Here is a 19,520-nt window from a genome sequence, read left to right on the forward strand (position 1 = left end):
CATGCGCGCGTTCTGGACCCTCCTCCACCGCTGGTTCGGCCTTGGCGCCGCGGTCTTCCTGTTCATCGCCGGTGCGACCGGCGCGGTCATCTCCTGGGACCACGAGCTGGACGACCTGCTGAACCCGCACCTGACCCATGTGGCCGGCACCGGCCAGGCGCTGCCGTCGCTGGAGCTTGCCCGGCGGGTGGAGGAGCGTGATCCGAGGGTGCGCGCCACCTTCATCCCCCTGGCGGTCGAGCCGGGCGAATCGCTGTCGCTCTTCGTGTGGCCGCGGGTCGATCCGGCCACCGGCCGGCTGTTCGAGCCGGGCTACAACCAGGTCTTCCTCGACCCCGCCACCGGCGAGGAGCTGGGGCGGCGGGAATGGGGGGCCGCCTGGCCGATCACCACGGAGACCTTCATTTCCTTCCTCTACAAGCTGCACTACAGCCTCCACATCCCGGAGATCGCGGGCATCGACGACTGGGGGCTGTGGTTCATGGGGATCGTCGCCGCCGGCTGGACCATCGACTGCTTCGTCGGCGCCTATCTGACCCTGCCCGCAAGGCGCCGGCGGGGGGAGGGCGAGGTGCCGCGCGGCTGGTGGAGGCGCTGGGCGCCGGCCTGGAAGATCCGGACCGACGGCAGCGCCTATCGCATCAACTTCGACATCCACCGCGCCTTCGGTCTGTGGACCTGGGCGATGCTGTTCATCCTGGCCTTCACCGCCTTCACGCTCGCCTATTACCGCGAGGTGTTCATGCCGGCGATGCAGCTCGTCTCGTCGGTCACCCCCTCGCCCTTCGACACGCGCACGCCCACCCCGCTGCACGAGCCCATGGAGCCGGGGATCGACTTCCCCGGGATCATCGGGCGGGCGCAGGCGGAGGCGGCGCGCCGCGGCTGGGAGGAACCGGTGGGCAGCGTGTTCTTCTCGCCAAACTACGGGCTCTACGGCGTGAACTTCCACCATCCGGGCGACGACCACGGGGCGGCGGGGGTCGGGCCGGCGCGGCTCTACTTCGATTCCACCGACGGCCGTTACCTGGGGGATCGCCAGCCCTGGGTGGGAACCATGGCCGACCTGTTCGTGCAGGCGCAGTTCCCGCTGCATTCCGGCCGCATCCTGGGCGTGCCGGGCCGCATCCTGGTGTCGCTCATGGGGGTGGTGGTGGCTGCCCTGTCGGTCACCGGCGTGGTCATCTGGGCACGCAAGCGCCGCGCCCGCCTGTCCCGCGATATCCGCCGCGGCGCGGGAGCCGCGCACCACCCCGTTGCGGCAGAGTGAGCGGGCGCCGCCCGACCCCCGACCATGGTCGGGGGTGACGGCAACCATTCGTACACCACACTATCGCGCCACGAACGAAGGGCGACGCACGGCGAACGCCCGAAGTCTCTGGGGAGAGTGTGGGACATGGCATACGCAGCAACGGCCGGTACGGCCGACACCCCGATGACGGGCGAGGAGCGCAAGGTCATCTTCGCGTCCTCGCTCGGCACGGTCTTCGAATGGTACGACTTCTACCTCTACGGCTCGCTCAGCGCGGTCATCGCCAAGCAGTTCTTCTCCGGTGTGAACCCGACGGCGGCCTTCATCTTCGCGCTGATGGCCTTCGCCGCCGGTTTCGCCGTGCGTCCCTTCGGCGCGCTGTTCTTCGGCCGGCTGGGTGACCTGATCGGGCGCAAGCACACCTTCCTCGTCACCATCCTGATCATGGGCCTGTCCACCTTCATCGTGGGCGTCCTGCCGAACTACGCGGCCATCGGCATCGCGGCCCCGATCATCCTGATCGTCCTGCGACTGCTCCAGGGTCTGGCGCTGGGCGGCGAGTATGGCGGTGCCGCCACCTACGTGGCCGAGCATGCCCCGCACGGCAAGCGCGGCGCCTACACGTCCTGGATCCAGACCACGGCGACGCTGGGCCTGTTCCTGTCGCTGCTGGTGATCCTGGGCTGCCGCCTGTCCATGTCGGCGGAGGATTTCGACGCCTGGGGCTGGCGCATTCCCTTCCTGATCTCCATCGTGCTGCTCGGCATCTCGGTGTGGATCCGGCTGATGCTGAACGAGAGCCCGGCCTTCAAGCGCATGAAGGAGGAGGGCAAGCACTCCAAGGCCCCGCTCACCGAGTCCTTCGCCCGCTGGGGCAACCTGAAGATCGTGCTGCTCGCGCTCTTCGGCCTCGTCGCCGGCCAGGCGGTGGTCTGGTACACTGGCCAGTTCTACGCGCTGTTCTTCCTGACCCAGACGCTGAAGGTGGACGCCTACACGGCGAACCTGATGATCGCCGGCGCCCTGCTGCTCGGCACCCCCTTCTTCGTGATCTTCGGCACCCTGTCCGACCGCATCGGCCGCAAGCCGATCATCATGGCCGGGCTGCTGCTGGCCTGCCTGACCTACTTCCCGATCTTCAAGGGCATCACCCACTTCGCCAACCCGGCGCTGGAGCAGGCCATCGCGACGTCGCCGGTGGTCGTGGTCGCCGATCCCAACGAGTGCTCGTTCCAGTTCAACCCGGTCGGCACCAGCCAGTTCACCAGCTCCTGCGACATCGCCAAGAGCGCGCTGGTGAAGCGCGGCGTCCCCTACAGCAACGAGGCCGCACCCGCCGGCACGGTGGCGCAGATCAAGGTCGGCAGCACGGTCATCCCGGCCTATTCCGCCGCGCCGGCCACCAACACCACCGTCAACCTCGGCCACGGCCCCTCCACCAACCACGCGCCGGTCGATGCCAAGGCCGCGGGTGCGGCCTTCGAGAAAGGGCTGAGCGACGCGCTGGGCAAGGGCGGTTACCCGGCCAAGGCCGACCCGGCGCAGATCAACCACGTGATGACGGTGCTGCTGCTGACGGTGCTGGTGATCTACGTGACGCTGGTCTACGGCCCGATCGCCGCCATGCTGGTGGAGATGTTCCCGACCCGCATCCGCTACACCTCCATGTCGCTGCCCTACCACATCGGCAACGGCTGGTTCGGTGGCTTCCTGCCGACCACCTCCTTCGCCATCGTGGCGGCGACCGGCGACCTCTACTCGGGCCTCTGGTATCCGATCGTGATCGCCGCGGCGACGCTGGTCATCGGGATGCTGTTCGTCCGCGAGACCAAGGACGTGGACATCTACCAGCACGACTGACCTCCGACCAACTCCTCCCCCCGCCTGGACGCTCCCCTGCGGGGCGGGGACGGGAGACAGCAACCTCCTCCGCCCGGCGGGGGAGGTTGTCTTGCTGAAAGGCGGCCCATTGTCGGTGGGGCCAACCTTTGCTATGGCGGGGCGCATGGAAAGCTGGCTCGTCATTGTGGTGTCGCTGGCCTATCTGGCCTCCCTCTTCGCCATCGCGTGGTACGGCGACCGCACCGCCGCGGCCCATGGGGAACGGCGCACGCCGGTCCTCTACGCGCTGACGCTCGGCGTCTACTGCACCTCCTGGACCTTCTACGGTGCCGTCGGGCGGGCGGCGGCCGACGGCTTCTACTTCCTGCCCATCTATGTCGGCCCGATCCTTCTGTTCCTGCTGGGCTGGCGGCTGCTGGCGCGGATCATCCAGGTCGCCAAGGCCGAGAACGTCGTTTCCATCGCCGACTTCCTGTCCGCCCGCTACGGCAAGAGCCAGGGGCTGGCGGCGCTGGTGACCGCCGCCGCCGTGGTCGGGCTGCTGCCCTACATCGCGCTGCAGCTGAAGGCGATCACCATCAGCTTCGAGGCGCTGGCCGGCCCGACCCTGGGGGCCGAGGTGGACCGGCTCCCCGGCGGCACGACGCTGATGGTGGCCTTCCTGATGGCCGCCTTCGCCATTCTGTTCGGCGTGCGCGGCATCAGCGCCAACGAGCACCACCGCGGCCTGATGATGGCGATCGCGGCGGAGTCGATCGTCAAGCTGGCCGCCGCGGTCGGGGTGGGTGCGGCCATCGCCTTCGCCATCTTCGGCAGCCCCGCCGCCTTCATGGAGGCGCTGGACGCCCATCCCGCCTTCCTGCGGTCGATCAGCCCCGGCTCGATCGGCATCGACTGGTGGGTCGCCTGCCTGCTCTCCGGGCTTGCCATGATCTGCTTGCCGCGGCAGTTCCATGTGGCGGTCGTGGAGAACACCCACGCCAAGGACATCCGCACCGCCTCGCGCCTGTTCCCGGCCTATCTCGTCGTCATCAACCTGTTCGTCCTGCCGGTGGCCTTCGCCGGGCTGCTGCTGTTCCCGGACGGCACGGCCAACGCCGACACCTTCATGGTGTCGATCCCGCTCCGCGACGGCTGGCCCTGGCTGGCGCTGGTCGCCTTCATCGGCGGTCTGTCGGCCGCCACCAGCATGATCCTGGTCGAGACGGTGGCGCTCAGCACCATGATCTGCAACGACATCGCGGTCCCCGTCCTGATGGCGCTGCGCCTCGGCGACCGGCGGCTGCGGGAGAATCCGGCGCCGGTGCTGCTGGCGGTCCGTCGCACCGCGGTCATCGTCATCCTGGTGATGGCCTATGGCTGCTACCGGCTGATCGGCTCCGCCATTCCGCTGGCGACCATCGGCATCATGTCCTTCGCGGCGGTGGCGCAATTCGCGCCGGCGCTGCTGGGCGGACTGGTGTGGGCGCGGGCGACACGCGCCGGCGCCTTCGGCGGCATCTGCGCGGGCTTCCTCGGCTGGGCCTACACCATGCTGCTGCCCTCCTTCGCCAACGCCGGCTGGCTGTCGGCCGAGGCGCTGCGCGCCGGTCCCTTCGGGCTTACGGGGCTGAGCCCGCTGGCGCTTGGCGGTATTCCCGGCATCGACCCGCTGACCAACGCGGTGCTGTGGAGCCTGGGGCCCAACCTGCTCGTCTATGTGGCGGGGTCCCTGCTGACCCGGCCGTCGGCGTTGGAAGCCGCGCAGGCTGCGCGCTTCGTCCGTCGCCCGCCGGACCCGGAGGAGGCCGCGGCCGGGCCCAAGGCGGCGACGCTGGCCGACCTGCACGACCTCGCCATGCGCTACGTCGGGAGGGCGAAGGCCGACGCCGCCTTCCAGACGCTGCTCGGCAGCGTGCAGCCTCCGCTCGGCAGCCTGGAAAGCGCGCTGCTTGCGCGCAGCGACGCCGAGGCGATCCGGGCGACCGAGCGGCTTCTGGCGGGGGCCATCGGCACCGCCTCGGCCCGGGTGGTGGTGGCGGGTCTGCTGTCCGACCGCCGCCTGTCGCGCACCGACGCGCGCTCCATCATCGGCGACGCGTCGCGCGCGATCCTCAAGCAGCACGAGCTGCTGCGTGCCACGATCGAGAATGTCGGGCAGGGCATCTGCGTCTTCGACGAGTCGCTGCGCGCCACCACCTGGAACCGCCGCTTCCGCGATATTCTCGACATCCCCGACGACGTGCTCCAGGTGGGCACCACGCTGGCCGATCTCGTCCGCTACATGGACGGGCGTGGCGAGTATGGCCGCGACGGGGTGATCGACACGCTGCTCGCCCGGTGGACCGACCCGCGCCGCCAGGGGCGCCCCGACGTGTATGTGCGCGCCCGCCCCGACGGCACGGTGCTGGAGATCGCAACCAACCCGATGCCGGACGGTGGCTTCGTCGCCGTCTACACCGACGTGACCGAGCGGCACCGCGCCGCCGCCGCCCTGCAGGAGGCCAACGAGACGCTGGAGCGCCGCATCGCCGAGCGCACCCGCGCGCTGGCCGCGGCCAAGGCGGAGGCGGAACGCGCAAACCTCGGCAAGACCCGGTTCCTGGCCGCCGCCAGCCACGACCTGATGCAGCCGCTGCACGCCGCGCGGCTGTTCCTGGCGAGCCTGGGCGATGCGGCGGAGAATCCGGCGCTCGGGCAGATCGACGGCTCGCTGCGCTCGCTGGAGCACATACTGGGCGACTTGACCGAGGTCTCGAAGCTCGACAGCGGCGTCATGCGCCCCGTCCCCCGCCCACTGCGCATCGCCGAGCTGCTGGAACCGCTCGGGCAGCAGTTCACCGTTCTGGCCGCCCGTCAGGGGCTGCCGCTGCGCATGGTCCCAAGCCGCGCCACGGTGCGCAGCGACCCGCATCTGCTGCGGAGGATTCTCCAGAACTATCTGTCCAACGCCGTGCGTTACACCGCGACCGGTCGGGTCCTGCTCGGCTGCCGGCGCCGCGGCGCCTTCCTGTCGGTGGAGGTGTGGGACACCGGCCCCGGCATTCCGGAGGACAAGCGGCAGGAGATCTTCCTGGAGTTCCGTCAGCTCGACGACCATGGCGCCGACGGGCGCGGCCTCGGGCTGGGTCTCGCCATCGTCGAGCGGTTGGCCGGCATGCTGGGCCACGACATCGGCGTGCGCTCCGTGCCGGGCCGCGGCAGCGGCTTTTCGGTGCTGGTGCCGTTGTCGGAGGAGCCGGTGCCGGTGACCGCCCCCATTGCACGCCGGCAGGCGCGTGACTTCGGCGGCGCGCTGATCCTTTGCGTGGAGAACGACACCACCATCGCCCAGGGGATGGAGCGGCTGCTCACCGGCTGGTCCTGCCGGGTGGTCACCGCGGCCAATGCGGAGCAGGCGCTGGCGGCGCTCGGCGGCGCGGTGCCCGACGTCGTCCTCTCCGACTTCCATCTGGGGGCCGGGGTATCCGGCCTCGACACCCTGCGCGATCTGCACGCGGCCTTCGGCCGGGTGGTGCCAGCGGCCATCATCACCGCCGACCGCGGCGACGCCGTGCGCGCGGCGGCGAAGGCGGAGGGGGTGCAACTCCTCCACAAACCATTGCGGCCCGGCTCGCTGCGGGCGCTGGTCGGCCAGCTTCTGGCGCAGCATTCCGCCGCCAACGACGACGACCGGATCACTCCGGCGGCGGGGGAGTGAGCGCCAACTGGCTGGCGATGACCGCCGCCTGGGTGCGGCTGTGGCAGCCCAGCTTGCGCAGGATGGTGGTGACGTGCGCCTTCACCGTCTTCTCGGTCACATCCATCTCGTAGGCGATCTGCTTGTTCAGCTTGCCGGCCGCGATGCCGGCCAGAACCCGCAGCTCCTTCGGTGTCAGCGAGGCGGCGCGGTGCAGCGGTGCGGCACCCGCCGCCTCCCGCTCCTCGACGGGGGGCATCCAGATCTCGCCGTCCAACACGGCGTGCAGCGCTTCCGCGATGGCCGAGTTGGGCGCCGATTTCGGCACGAAGCCCGACGCGCCGCAGTCGATGGCGCGCCGGATGGTGGTGTGGTCCTCGGACGCGGAGACCACCAGCACCGGGATGCCCGGATGCTCCGAGCGCAGCTCCATCAGCCCGATGAAGCCGCTCATCCCTGGCATGTGCAGGTCGAGCACCACGAGGTCGGCGCCGTCGGCCGCCTCCAGCGCCGGTCCGATCTGCTCGTACCGGGCCGCTTCCAGCAAATCGACCTCCGGAAGCGCCAGGGTCACGGCCTGGCGGAGGGCGGAGCGCATCAGCGGATGGTCGTCGGCGATCAGGATGCGGAGGGACATGCAAGGCTCGACTGTTGGAAAGTCGAACTATATGTGTACCTTCCGGATGCCGCAACCGTCGGGGGACGCGGTCGCTCAGCGTGTCCCCATCCGCATCAGCCACAGCCCGCTGGCGATCACGATGGCGCCACCGGCCAGGGTCGGGGCGTCCGGCATCTGGCCGAACCACAGGACGCTGACCAGCGTCGCCCAGATGATCTGCGTGTAGGTGAAGGGCGACACGGCGGACGCGGGTGCGATGGTCAGCGCCTTGATCAGGCACAGGTGCCCCGCGGTGCCGAGCGCTCCCATGGCGGCGAAGGCGGCCCAATGCCAGGGGTCCGGCGCGCTCCACGACACCGGCAGCGCCAGCGACGCCGCCAGGAACCCGACCAGCGTCACGTGCAGCAAGGCGGTCAGCGGCGGGTCCGACAGGCCGGTCATCCGCGTGAGGATTTGGTAGAGTGCGTAGGTGGCCATCATCCCGAAGGGCAGCAGGATCGTCCAGTCCACCGGCACCATGCCCGGTCGCACCACCACCAGCACCCCGGCGAAGCCGCCGAGGATGGCCAGCCATTGCGCCGGCCGCACCCGCTCTCCCAGAAACGGCACGGACATCGCCGCCACCAGCAGCGGCGACAGGAAGGAGATGGCGTAGATGGTGGCGAGCGGCAGGTGGCGGACGGAAGCGAACATGAAGCCGGTGGACGCCATGATCAGCGTCCCGCGCAGCGCGTGCACCCACGGCCGCGCCGTGTGGAAGGGCTGGAGACCATGCCCCTTCGGCATGAGAAGCAGCAGCCAGCCGAGCCCGAAGGCGTAGCGGGCCCACACCAGCATGCCCATGGAATGGCTGCCGGCCAGTGCCTTGGCGGTGCTGTCCAGCAGCGTGAAGAACAGCACCGCCAGCATCACCAGGGCAATGCCGAGCCGCCGCCCGTCGGGAGCGGTCATGCCGGGATCGTGAGCAGACGACGGGGCGTACGGACCAGCAGTGTGTCGATCTCGTCCTCCGTGAAGCCGCGGCGGCGCATCACCGGCACCACGTTCGCGAACAGGTGCCGGTAGCCGTGACCGCCCCAGCGCTGCAACCGCGTGCGGGTGCAGATGTCCTGCGACAGGGTGATCCGGTCGAGATGACCGCGGTCGATCAGCCGGCGGATCATGCGCAGCCGCATGCCGTCGTTGGGCAGATCGATGTCGTGCTGGAAGGGGTAATAGGACGACTCGATCCCGAAGAAGTCGAACTCGATGATCGCGCCACTGTCGGCGAGACGGAACAGGTCGTCGTCGGTGAACAGCGTGCGGTCGACATGGCTGATCACCGTGCGCGACGGGTCGCCGCCGTGGGAGGCGACGAACGCCACCACCTCCGCCGGGTGGATGGGCTGGCGCGGCGGGTGGATGTTCAGCGCCGCCCCCGTCTCCCGCTGCGCCAGCACCGCGGCGTGCAGGATGCGCCGCTCCGTCTCCGTCCAGGGGTTCGAGCAGCCGATCTCCCCGATGATCCCGGCGCGCACGCCGGACGGACCGACGCCCTGGCGCACCGCTGCCACCATCTCCGCCGCCAGATCCTCGATGGAGCGGTCGGCGACGCCGGGCGCCAGATAGGACTCGATGTAGTGCCCGCAACCCATGACGATGTGCACGCCGGACGCCGCCGAGACCCGACGCAGCCCTTCCGGATCGGGGGCGATGCCGGCGCAGGTCAGCTCCACCAGGGCGCTGCCGCCGGAGCCCTTCAGCCGCTCCAGCTCGGCGACCGCCACATCCTCGCGGTCGAGCCGGTGGTTGCCGAGGTGCAGGCACCAGTGGTGGCGGATCTCCCAGCAGTTCTCCAGGGTGATCTCCACCTCCGGCCCGCCGGCGGCGGCCAGCGCGGGGGGGGTGACGTCGCACAGCACATGCTCGTGCATCAGCGTCCAGCCCAGCGCCTCGGGCGCGACCGGGCCACTCACTGTCTGGATAATGCCAGTCATGCGCCGACCCGGAACAGCGCCGCGGCGTTGTCGGCGCTCATCCGGCGCAGCGCGTCGCGGTCGAAACCGGCGCTGGCGATCATCAGCAGGAACTCGCGGAAGCCCTCGATCGGCGGCGGCAGCACGGCGACACCGCAGTCGCCGGACAGGATCGTGCGCTCCGGCCCCGCGGCGCGGATCAGCGCCGCCATCTCCGGCAGGGAGACGGCGGGCACGGTGTGCGCCTCCGAATCCACATGGGTCAGGCCCACCTGGGTGGCGTGGCTCAGAAAGAAGAAGGAGAACTCGGCGCAGGCGCCGAGCGCCGTCACCGCCGCCACCGTCGCGGCGTCGTAATGGCTGCACGGCACCAGGATGCGGGTGACGCCGGCGGCCTTTGCCGCCTCCACCGCGCGCACTGCCTCCGGGCCGGAGACGTGGCCGGTGTTGAACACCACGTCGTGCGCGGCGATCAGGTCCAGGATCTCCGGCAGCGGGTCGGGCAGGGGGCCGCTGTCCGGGATGGCGAGGCAGCTTTCCACATAGGCCGGGCCACGCCGCTCCATCAGCGCGATGTTGCGGGTGTGGTGGGTGGGCAGCGACACGAAGCGCGCCCCCTCCCCATAGCCGTAGCCGAGCGCCACCCGTACCGCCTCGGTGGAGACGCCGCCGGCCGGCGGCTCCATGATCAGCCCGCCGAACACCTCGACGCCGAGATGCCCCAGCTCGCGCATCGCCAGCGCCGCATAGCCGGCGCTGTTGCAGAAATTGTCCATCAGCCCGATCGCCCGCATGCCGGCCGCAGCGGCGTCGCGCACCGCGTCCAGCACGGTCAGGTTGCGGGCGTTGATGTGCGGGCAGGCGTGGACATGGTTGTCCACCGCTCCCACCAGCAGCTCCATTCCGGGTCTCATCGCGGGCGTCCCTCCTTATATTTTTGTGTCGTCGCGGGGGCATTCCCCGCCGCCGCCACCCTCAATGCCGCAGGATCTTGCCGACGAAGTCCTGGGTGCGGGCCATCTGCGGGTTGTCGAAGATTTGCTTGGGCGGGCCGGTCTCCACCACATGGCCTGCGGCCATGAAGACCACCTTCGACGACACCTCGCGCACGAAGGCCATCTCGTGCGAGACGATCAGCATGGTCATGCCCTCGGTGGCGAGGTCGCGGATGGTGTCCAGCACCTCGTTCACCAGCTCGGGGTCGAGCGCCGAGGTCACCTCGTCCAGAAGCAGGATTTCCGGCTTCAGCGCCAGCGCGCGGGCGATGGCGACGCGCTGCTGCTGCCCGCCGCTGAGCTGGTCGGGGTAGGATTTCAGCTTGTCCCCCAGCCCGACCCTGGTGAGGAGCAGCTTCGCCTCCTCCTCCACCTCGGCGCGCGGGCGGCCCTTCACCTTCACGGGCGCGATGGTGACGTTGCGCAGCACGTCCATGTTCTGGAACAGGTTGTACTGCTGGAACACCACGGCGACGCGCGAGCGGATCGCCTTCACGTCGCGCTTGTTCCGGTAATCGATGGTCTGGCCGCCGATGCGCACCTCGCCGGCGATGGGCGGCAAGAGGCCGAGGATGACGCGCAGCAGCGTGCTCTTGCCGGAGCCGGAGGGGCCGATCAGGCTGACGATCTCGCCCTTGCCGACCTCCAGGTTGATGCGCTCCAGGACCGTGTGGCTGCCGTAATCGGCCCGCAGGTCAACGATGTCGAGATGGCGCAAGCTTCTTCTCCATCCAGGACCCGGCGCGCGCCAGCGGCCAGGACAGGGCGAAATACAGGATCAGGATCGACCCGAACACCAGGGCGGCGGAGAAGCCCTTGTTGTTCAGGACCTTGCCGGCGTAGGTCAGCTCCACCACGCCGATCTGGCTGGCCAGTGCCGTGTCCTTGATGAACAGCACGAAGAAGCTGAAGACCGGCGGCAGGATCACGCGCCACGCCTGCGGCACCACCACCCAGCGCAGCGTCTCCCAATAGGTGAAATTCAGCGTGGCGGCTGCGTCCCATTGATTGTGGTGCACGCTGTCCAGCCCGCCGCGCACGATCTCCGCGATGTAGGCGCTTGCGATCAGGCAGACGGCGACCACCGCCACCTGGAAGGTGGTCAGGCCGAGCTTAAGCACCTCGAACAGGAAGAAGCAGAGCAGCAGCGTCACCAGGAAGGGGATGCGCCGGAACACCTCCACATAGGCGAGGATGAGCCAGCGCGCCGGGGCCAGCGCCCGTCCGCCGCTGCGGCGCACCGCCGCCATGGCGAAACCCGCCAGGAACCCGACCAGACAGCCGATCACGGACAGCAGGAAGGTCGCCAGCAGCGCTTCCAGCAGGAAGACGACGTTGTAATAGCCGAAGAAGGCCGGTGCCTCCTCGATGATCCGTTCGAGCATCAGAGGATCCTCATGCGGGCGCGGAAGAAGCCGCGGCCGACCAGCGCCAGCAGGGTGGTGGCGATGAAGGTGATGACGATGTAGAGCCCGGCGGTGATCGAGAACACCTCGATCGACCGGAAGGTCTGGGAATTCAGGTTGAGCGCCCGGCCGGTCAGCTCCTCCACCCCGAAGATGGCGGCCATGGAGGTGCCGAGCGTCATCAGGATGTAATGGTTGGACAGCGGCGGGAACAGCACCTTCATGATGTGCGGCAGGATCACGTAACGCACGGATTGCATCAGCGAGAAGCCGATGGTCTGCGCCGCCTCCAACTCCGTCCGGTGGATCGACGTGAAGCCGGCCCGCTGGATCTCGGTGAGATAGGCGCCGGCGTTCAGCGTCATGCCGAGCAGCACCGCCTCGTAGGGCTCCATCAGCAGCCCGGCGTCGGGCAGGGCGAAGAAGATGAAGTAGATCTGCACGAGCTGCGGGGTGTTCATGAAGAACCCCACATAGGCGCCGACCAGCGCGCGCAGCCAGCGCGGCCCGAAGCTCAAGGCCGTCGCCCCCAGAAGCCCCAGCATCATGCCCCCGCAGAAGGCGAGGAAGGCGATCTGCAGGCTCAGCCAAGCGCCGCCCAGCAGATAGGGAAGATGCGGCGTGATCTGGCCGAATTGAAGCGTGATGTCCATCACCGGCGTGCCTGGCAGGGAAAGGGTGGCGACAGGCGATGCACCTGCCGCCGCGTCGGGATCAGAAGTAGGGCGAGGGCTTCACGTCGTAGAGCATGCCGATGCCGAACCACTTCTTCCAGGTGGTGTCGATGAAACCGCGCCGGTGCAGGTCGAACAGCGCCACGTTCAGCCAGTTGCGCAAGGAATCATTCCCCTTGGACACGCCGATCGAGCAGTAATAGACGTCGACCGGGGTCTCCACGACCTTCCAGTCCACCTTGTGCTTGTTCATGTGCTCGCCGACGAAGTCGATGACATCGACCATCGCGTCGCCACGGCCCTGGGCGATGGCGCGGACGGCGTCGGGGTAGTTGTCGAGCTGGAGCACCTGCGCCTTCGGCAGGTTGTCGGCGATGAACTTCAGCGGCGTCGTGCCGCGGACCTGCACCAGCTTCACCGACTCGTCGTTCAGCTCCTTCCAGTCGGTGTAGGGCTTGGCCTTGGTGGTCAGCACGCCGAACACTTCGGAATGAACCGGCACGGTGAAGTCGATCACCTTGGCGCGGTCGGGGTTCCGGGTCATGGCGCCCAGAACCATGTCGATCTTGCCGCTCTGCACGAACGGAATGCGGTCGGGGGAGCCGACCTGCACGACCTGGAGCTCGACGCCCAGCATGTCGGCCAGCCGCTTCGACACCTCGACGTCGAATCCGTCGATCTGGTTCTTGTCGTTGAACAGGCCCAGCGGCGGCAGCGTGGGGTTCACGCCGACGATCAGCTTCTTGGACGACAGGATCTCGTCCAGCGAGCGGGCGCTGGCGTTGACGGACGCAAGACAGGCGACGGCGGCGACCGCCGCCACGGCCGCGCTGCGCAGGATGGATTTCAGCACGATGCACCTCCCGTTGATGAACAGGTCGATGATGACCTGGTGAAGCTCGCCCGTGGCCGCTCTCCCGACGGCCGACCGTATACGCACCGTATACGATTCTTGTACACATGGGAGCATTCGTTTGCTAGCTTGTCAACGGAAGGAATGAGCCCCGACGCGACAAGGCTGCCGCAGGCGGGGCGGAGACCAGGGAAAACCGGGGGATCATGAGCCTGCGCATCGGCCACACCGTCGACCGGCCGGGGGCCGTCACCATCACCGTGGACGGCACGCCCGTGTCGGCCCATCCCGGCGAGAGCGTCGCCGCCGCGCTGTTCGCGGCCGGCCGGCGGCGCCTGCGCGAAAGCCCGCGGGCCGGTGCGCCGCGCGGCATGTTCTGCCTGATGGGCGCCTGCCAGGAATGCGTGGTGATCGTCGGCGGCCGGCGCGTGCCCGCCTGCCAGACGCCGGTGAGCGAGGGGCTGGCGGTGACGACGGGGGTGCCGTGGTGAGCGGGGCATACGACCTGATCGTGCTGGGCGCCGGCCCGGCCGGCGTCGGCGCCGCGGTGACCGCCCGAAGCCACGGCCTGTCGGTTCTGGTGGTCGATGAGAACGAGACAACCGGCGGGCAGGTGTACCGCGCCACCCCGCAGGCCTTCGCCACCCGCGCCGACGCGCCGGCCAACCCCGACAAGAAGGAGGGTGCGGGCCAGCGGCAGAGCCTGCTCGCCAGCGGTGCGGCGGTCGCCTTCCGCCATTCCGTGTGGCAGGTCAGCCCCGGCTACCGCGTCGATGCGGTGGGGCAGGGCGGGCCGGTGCATTGGTCGGCCCCGGCGGTTATCGCCGCCACCGGCACCACCGAGCGCGTCGTCCCCTTCCCCGGCTGGACGCTGCCGGGTGTGATCGGGCTGGCCGCCGCGACGATCCTGCTGAAGTCGCAACAGATGCTGCCCGGCCGGCGGCCGGTGATCGCCGGTTGCGGGCCGCTGCTGGCCGCGGTCGCGGTCGCGGTGCTGGACGGCGGCGGCAAACCGGCGGCGGTGCTCGACCTGTCCGGCCCCGGCGACTGGCTGGCGGCGCTGCCGGCGCTCGCCTCGCGGCCGGATCTGGCGCTGCGGGGGCTGGGCTGGGTGGTGCGCCTGAAGGCGGCCGGCGTTCCGGTCCATTTCCGCACCGGCATCGCCGCCGTGCGGGAGACCGCCGACGGCCTTGCCGTGACCCCCTGCCGGGTGGATGCCGACCGTCGGCCGCTGCCGGATGGCGCCGGCCAGGACATCGAGACGGATTGCGTGGCGGTCGGCCACGGCCTGACACCCGGCACCGAGATCACCCGCCTGCTGCGCGCCCGCCACCGCTTCGACGCCGCACTTGGCGGCTGGGTGGCGGAACATGACGCGGATTTCCGGACCTCGCTGCCCGGCCTCTATGTGGCCGGCGACGGGGCCGGCATTTCCGGTGCGGCGGCGGCGCATCTGCAGGGGCAACTCGCCGGCCTCGCCGTGGCGCGCGACCTCGGGCGGCTCGGCGCGGACGCGCATGAGACGGCGGCGGCGCCGGTCCGTAAGCGGTTGGCGGCGGCGCAGCGCTTCGGCCGGGCGATGGCGCGGCTGATGGCGCTGCGGCCCGCCCACGCCGCGTCGGTGGCGCCCGACACCGTGGTCTGCCGCTGCGAGGATGTGACCCGCGGGGAGATCGACGAGGCGGTGGCGGCCGGCGCCCGCGACGTCAACCAGCTCAAGGCCTGGACCCGCTGCGGCATGGGACCCTGCCAGGGCCGCATGTGCGGCGAGACGGCGGCCTCCCTGGTCGCCGAAGCCGTCGGGAGCCGCGGGGCCGCGGGCCTGTGGACCGGCCGCGCGCCGCTGCGCCCGGTGCCGATGGATCTGTTGACCGGCGATTTCACCTACGCCGATATCCCGCTGCCGAAGGCGGCCCCGCTATGAGCGCGCCCATGTTCGATGTGGCCGTCGTCGGTGGCGGCGTGATGGGCGCCACCACGGCTCTGATGCTGGCGCGCGGCGGCCTGCGCACCGTCATTCTCGACCGCGGCCCGCTGTGCCGGGAGGCGTCGGGCGTGAACGCCGGCACGCTGACCCTGCACATGACCCGCGCCTCCCTGATCCCCTACGCCGTGCGCGGCCACGAGCTGTGGCTGAGCGCCGACCAATGGCTGGGCCGCGGCGTGGCGGCGGTCTCCACCGAAGGGCTGTCGCTGGCCTTCACCCCAGCGGAGGAGGAGATGCTGCACGCCCGCGCCGCCGCAAGGCGCGAATACGGCGCCCCCATCGAGATCGTGCCCGCGTCCCGCGCCCGCGCGGTGGAGCCGGGCCTGTCCGACCAAGTGCGGTTGGCCGCCTACTGCCCCATCGACGGCTTCGCCAGCTCCTACCTGACCGGCCGGGCCTACCGCGAGGCGCTGGTCGAGGCCGGGGCGGTGGTCCGCGAGGGGGCGGCGGTGATCGGGGTGGACAGCGGCGACGGCGGCTTCAGCCTGCGCATCGCGGGGGCGGAGCCGGTGCGCGCCCGGCGGCTGGTGCTGGCCGGCGGCGTGTGGCTGGAGGAGATGCTGGGCTGGCTCGGCCTGCGCATCCCGGTCAAGTGCCTGATCAACCAGCTCGTCGTCACCGAACGGCTGCGCCCGGTGATGCGCACGGTGCTGAGCGTCGCCAACGGGCTGTTGTCGCTGAAGCAGTTCGCCAACGGCACGGTGCTGATCGGCGGCGGCTGGCAGGGCATCGGCGATCCCAAGCGCGGCGGCGTGCAGACCATCCCGGAAAACCTGATCGGCAACACACGCCTTGCCCGCTGGGTGATCCCGGCGCTGGCGGAGACGCGCGTCGCCCGCATCTGGCTGGGGCTGGAGGCGGAGACGGCGGACGCCATGCCGATGATCGGCGCGGTGCCCGGCGTGCCGGACGCCTTCGTCATCGGCAGCGTCCATTCCGGCTACACCAGCGGCCCTTACATGGGCCGGCTGCTGGCCGACCTGATCCTGGGGCGGGAGCCGGAGCGTCCGCTCTTCGACCCGTCCCGCCTGCTGGAGCCGCAGGCGGCTCCCGCCCTCACCTGACCCGTGCGCGAGGCCACCATGATTCCCGACACCAACGCCCCGTTCGACGGCGTCTATGTCGCCACCGTCTGCCCGATGCGCCCGGACTTCGCCATCGACGAGGACGCGCTGGCCGCGCACCTTCAGGATGCCATGGCGACCCCCGGCATGCGCGGCGTGCTGATCAACGGCCATGCCGGCGAGAACTTCATGCTGAGCCGGGAGGAGAAGCGCCGCGTCGTCGCGATCGCGCACGCCACCATCGGCGACCGCGCCGTGATCGTCAGCGGCCTCAACGCCGAAGGCAGCCTGGAGGCGCAGCGCCACGCCGCGGACGCCCGCGACGCCGGGGCCGACGCGCTGATGGTTTTCCCGCCCTTCTCCTGGGCGTTGTCGCAGGACGCCGACATGGCGGTGACCCACCACCGCATGATCGCCGAGGCCGCCCCCGGCCCGCTGATGCTCTATCAGGCGGGTGTCCGCGCCGGCACCATGGCCTACACCCACGATGCGCTGGCCCGTCTGGTGCAAATCCCCGGCGTCGTCGGCATCAAGGAGGGAAGCTGGGAGGCCGCGGCCTACGAGGCGAACCGGCGGCTGGTCAAGGCGGTGGCGCCGCAGGTCTCGGTCATGGCGTCGGGCGACGAGCATCTGCTGACCTGCTTCGTGGTGGGCAGCGAGGGCAGCCTCGTCAGCCTCGCCGTGCTGGTGCCGGACGCCATCGTCGGGCTGGAGCGGGCGGTGCTGGCCGGCGATCTGGAGCGGGCGCGCGGCCATCATTCGGTCATCCAGCCGCTGGCCCGTGCCATCTACGGCACGGCGCCCGGCGGGCTGGCGACGGCTCGGTTGAAATGCTGCTTGAAGATGGTTGGAAAGTTGCGTCATGACGTGATGCGTCCACCCATCGGGCCGCTGCCCGACCATGAGGTCGCCATGCTCCGTTCCGCCCTCACCACCGCCGGACTGCTGTGAGCAGAGACGGCGGCATCCCCCCCGGCGCTCCGAACGACGCCGACCCCGACGGCACCCTCTCCGAGGGCGCGGCCGATCCCGTCCGCGACCGCAACCTGTCGGCGCTGGCCTACGACCGGCTGTACGACATGATCCTGCACCGGCGCCTGCCGGGCGGGGCGGTCGTGGTGGAAGGGCGTCTGGCCGACGAGCTGCAGATCTCGCGCACGCCGATGCGCGAGGCGCTGGGCCGGCTGGCCGGGGAAGGGCTGCTCCAGCGCAGCGGCACCCGCTCCTACGTCGTCCGCAAGGTCGATGCGACGGAGTTCTTCCAGAGCATGAAGGTGCGCGAGCTGCTGGAGGGGGAGGCGATCACCCTGGCCGACGGCCGGGTCGAAACCGCCGTCATCGACAGCCTTCGCGCCGACATCGCGCGCATGATGGTGGCGCAGGAGCAGGAAAGCCGGCACTGGGCGCTGGACGACCGGCTGCACATGCTGTTCGCCGACCACAGCGGCAACGCGGTGCTGGCCCGGCTGATCACGCAGGTGCGCATCAACAGCCGGCTGTTCGAGGTGTCGAGCCCCTTCCGCCGCGTCAAGGCGGACGGGGAGGAGCATCTGGCGATCCTCGACGCCTTCGCGGCCGGCAACGCGAAGGAGGCGCGGCGGCTGATGCTGCGCCACCTGCGCAACCTACAGGACGAGGCGATGGCGATCCTCAGCGGCCGCAACCCCACAGGTCGTTGAAGGCGGCCGCTGACGGAGCCGCGGGCTTTCGCGTATACAGAGCGTATGCAAATCCGGGCAGAGAGGACCAGGACAGACCATGGCTGAATTCGATCTGGTGATCCGCAACGGCACGGTGGTGACCGCCTCCGACACGACCAAGTGCGAGGTCGGGATCAAGGACGGGCGCATCGTGGCGCTGGCCGAGCGCCTGGACCCCGGTGCGCCGACGCTGGACGCCGGCGGGCGGCTGGTGATGCCGGGCGGCATCGACAGCCACGTCCACATCGACCAGTACAGCGGCGACGACACCGTCATGGCCGACGATTTCCGGTCCGGCACGGTGTCGGCGGCCTGCGGCGGCAACACCACGGTGATCCCCTTCGCGCTTCAGGTGAAGGGCGGCTCGCTGCGTGCGGCGGTCCAGGACTACCACGCCAAGGCCGAGGGCAAGTGCCTGATCGACTACGGCTTCCACCTCATCGTCTCCGACCCCAGCGAGAGCGTTCTGGGGCAGGAGCTGCCGGCGCTGGTGCAGGACGGCTACACCTCGTTCAAGGTCTTCATGACCTACGACGACCTGAAGCTGAACGACCGCGAGCTGCTGGAGACCTTCGACGTGGCGCGCAACGAGGGCGCGCTGGTGATGGTCCACGCCGAGGGCTACGACGCCATCAAGTTCCTGACCGAAAGGCTGGAGCGCGCCGGCCGCACCGATCCCTACCACCACGCCGAATCGCGCCCCATTCCGGTGGAGCGGGAGGCGACGCACCGCGCCATCTCCTTCGCGGAGATCGTCGATGTGCCGATCATGATCGTGCACGTCTCCTCCGCCGATGCCATCGAGCAGATCCGCTGGGCGCAGAGCCGCGGCCTGAAGGTCTATGGCGAGACCTGCACCCAGTATCTGACGCTGACGGCCGACGACCTGAAGGGCCTGAACATGGAGGGCGCCAAATACGTGTGCAGCCCGCCGCCGCGCGATCTGGAAAGCCAGAAGGCGTGCTGGAACGGTTTGCAGACCGGCGTCTTCCAGGTCTTCTCCTCCGACCACTGCCCGTTCCGCTTCGACACGCCGGCCGGCAAGAAGCGGCACGGCGAGCGCACCGCCTTCAAATGGGTGCCGAACGGCATTCCGGGTGTCGAGGTGCGGATGCCCATCCTGTTCTCCGAAGGGGTGGGCAAGGGCCGCATCACCCTGCAGGAGTTCGTGGCGATGACCTCCACCAACCACGCCCGCCTCTACGGGCTGGCGCCGCGCAAGGGCAGCATCGCGGTGGGCGCCGACGCCGACATCGTGATCTGGGATCCGGAGAAGAAGGTCACCATCACCCAGGACATCATGCATCACGGCGCCGACTACACCCCCTACGAGGGGTTCGAGGTCATCGGCTGGCCGGAGACGGTGCTGGTGCGCGGCACTAAGGTCGTCCACAAGGGCGAGGTGGTCGGCACCCCCGGCCACGGCCGCTTCCTGAAACGCGACCTCTCCCCCTTCGCCCGCCCCCGCGGCGTACGGCCGACGGAGTACGGGGCGTAAGGGGAGAGGCTGCCGCA

Annotated in this window: 17 protein-coding genes; 9 read left to right on the forward strand and 8 right to left on the reverse strand. The window is 69.9% G+C overall.

Features of this window, described 5'->3' with window-relative positions; genetic code table 11:
• Position 1 precedes the first annotated feature (1 nt).
• From HL658_RS28480 to HL658_RS28490, 3 genes are all read left to right on the forward strand, one after another.
• Positions 2-1,270: a PepSY-associated TM helix domain-containing protein gene (locus tag HL658_RS28480; RefSeq protein ID WP_180285807.1), complete on the forward strand. Its 1,269-nt coding sequence runs from the start codon at positions 2-4 to the stop codon at positions 1,268-1,270.
• A gap of 126 nt (positions 1,271-1,396) precedes the next feature.
• Positions 1,397-3,112: an MFS transporter gene (locus HL658_RS28485; RefSeq protein WP_211109874.1), complete on the forward strand. Its 1,716-nt coding sequence runs from the start codon at positions 1,397-1,399 to the stop codon at positions 3,110-3,112.
• Between the two features lie 145 nt (positions 3,113-3,257).
• Complete coding sequence (locus tag HL658_RS28490; protein ID WP_180285806.1) at positions 3,258-6,773, forward strand: hybrid sensor histidine kinase/response regulator; 3,516 nt, start codon at positions 3,258-3,260, stop codon at positions 6,771-6,773.
• On the opposite strand, the gene HL658_RS28495 is transcribed toward HL658_RS28490, so the two are convergent.
• From HL658_RS28495 to HL658_RS28530, 8 genes are all read right to left on the reverse strand, one after another.
• Positions 6,751-7,389: a response regulator gene (locus tag HL658_RS28495; RefSeq protein ID WP_180285805.1), complete on the reverse strand. Its 639-nt coding sequence runs from the start codon at positions 7,387-7,389 to the stop codon at positions 6,751-6,753. The genes HL658_RS28490 and HL658_RS28495 overlap by 23 nt on opposite strands.
• A 75-nt stretch (positions 7,390-7,464) precedes the next feature.
• Positions 7,465-8,322: a DMT family transporter gene (locus HL658_RS28500; RefSeq protein ID WP_180285804.1), complete on the reverse strand. Its 858-nt coding sequence runs from the start codon at positions 8,320-8,322 to the stop codon at positions 7,465-7,467.
• Positions 8,319-9,347 (reverse strand): phosphotriesterase family protein, encoded by a 1,029-nt coding sequence (locus HL658_RS28505; RefSeq protein ID WP_180285803.1) that lies wholly within the window; start codon positions 9,345-9,347, stop codon positions 8,319-8,321. Before HL658_RS28505 ends, HL658_RS28500 begins: the two co-directional genes overlap by 4 nt.
• Positions 9,344-10,240 carry a DUF6282 family protein gene (locus tag HL658_RS28510; protein WP_180285802.1) on the reverse strand — a complete coding sequence of 299 codons (897 nt, stop codon included), beginning with the start codon at positions 10,238-10,240 and terminating at the stop codon, positions 9,344-9,346. Before HL658_RS28510 ends, HL658_RS28505 begins: the two co-directional genes overlap by 4 nt.
• A 61-nt stretch (positions 10,241-10,301) precedes the next feature.
• Positions 10,302-11,039, reverse strand: a complete 738-nt coding sequence (locus tag HL658_RS28515; protein ID WP_180285801.1) for an amino acid ABC transporter ATP-binding protein — start codon at positions 11,037-11,039, stop codon at positions 10,302-10,304.
• Complete coding sequence (locus tag HL658_RS28520) at positions 11,017-11,706, reverse strand: amino acid ABC transporter permease (protein WP_180285800.1); 690 nt, start codon at positions 11,704-11,706, stop codon at positions 11,017-11,019. Before HL658_RS28520 ends, HL658_RS28515 begins: the two co-directional genes overlap by 23 nt.
• Positions 11,706-12,380: an amino acid ABC transporter permease gene (locus HL658_RS28525; RefSeq protein WP_180285799.1), complete on the reverse strand. Its 675-nt coding sequence runs from the start codon at positions 12,378-12,380 to the stop codon at positions 11,706-11,708. The genes HL658_RS28520 and HL658_RS28525 overlap by 1 nt, the downstream gene beginning before the upstream one ends.
• 61 nt (positions 12,381-12,441) lie before the next feature.
• On the reverse strand, positions 12,442-13,254 hold the full coding sequence (locus HL658_RS28530) for a transporter substrate-binding domain-containing protein (protein ID WP_211109875.1): 813 nt from the start codon (positions 13,252-13,254) through the stop codon (positions 12,442-12,444).
• 206 nt (positions 13,255-13,460) lie between these two features.
• Between HL658_RS28530 and HL658_RS28535 the strand changes: the two genes are divergently transcribed.
• The 6 genes from HL658_RS28535 (at position 13,461) to hydA (ending at position 19,503) form a co-directional block, all read left to right on the forward strand.
• Positions 13,461-13,745, forward strand: a complete 285-nt coding sequence (locus HL658_RS28535; protein ID WP_180285797.1) for a (2Fe-2S)-binding protein — start codon at positions 13,461-13,463, stop codon at positions 13,743-13,745.
• Entirely contained in the window at positions 13,742-15,178 is a 1,437-nt protein-coding gene (locus HL658_RS37395; protein ID WP_211109876.1) for an FAD-dependent oxidoreductase, read from the forward strand. Before HL658_RS28535 ends, HL658_RS37395 begins: the two co-directional genes overlap by 4 nt.
• Positions 15,175-16,305, forward strand: coding sequence for an NAD(P)/FAD-dependent oxidoreductase (locus tag HL658_RS28545; RefSeq protein ID WP_180285795.1), 1,131 nt, complete (start codon positions 15,175-15,177; stop codon positions 16,303-16,305). Before HL658_RS37395 ends, HL658_RS28545 begins: the two co-directional genes overlap by 4 nt.
• Before the next feature lie 18 nt (positions 16,306-16,323).
• A complete protein-coding gene (locus HL658_RS28550) occupies positions 16,324-17,256 on the forward strand; it encodes a dihydrodipicolinate synthase family protein (protein ID WP_180285794.1) in 933 nt (310 codons plus the stop codon).
• Positions 17,253-17,984, forward strand: a complete 732-nt coding sequence (locus HL658_RS28555) for a GntR family transcriptional regulator (protein WP_343055377.1) — start codon at positions 17,253-17,255, stop codon at positions 17,982-17,984. The genes HL658_RS28550 and HL658_RS28555 overlap by 4 nt, the downstream gene beginning before the upstream one ends.
• Before the next feature lie 79 nt (positions 17,985-18,063).
• Positions 18,064-19,503, forward strand: coding sequence for a dihydropyrimidinase (gene hydA / locus HL658_RS28560; protein ID WP_180285793.1), 1,440 nt, complete (start codon positions 18,064-18,066; stop codon positions 19,501-19,503).
• The last annotated feature ends 17 nt before the right edge of the window (positions 19,504-19,520 follow it).

The sequence above is a fragment of the Azospirillum oleiclasticum genome, from assembly GCF_013423485.1.
GTDB lineage: Bacteria > Pseudomonadota > Alphaproteobacteria > Azospirillales > Azospirillaceae > Azospirillum > Azospirillum oleiclasticum.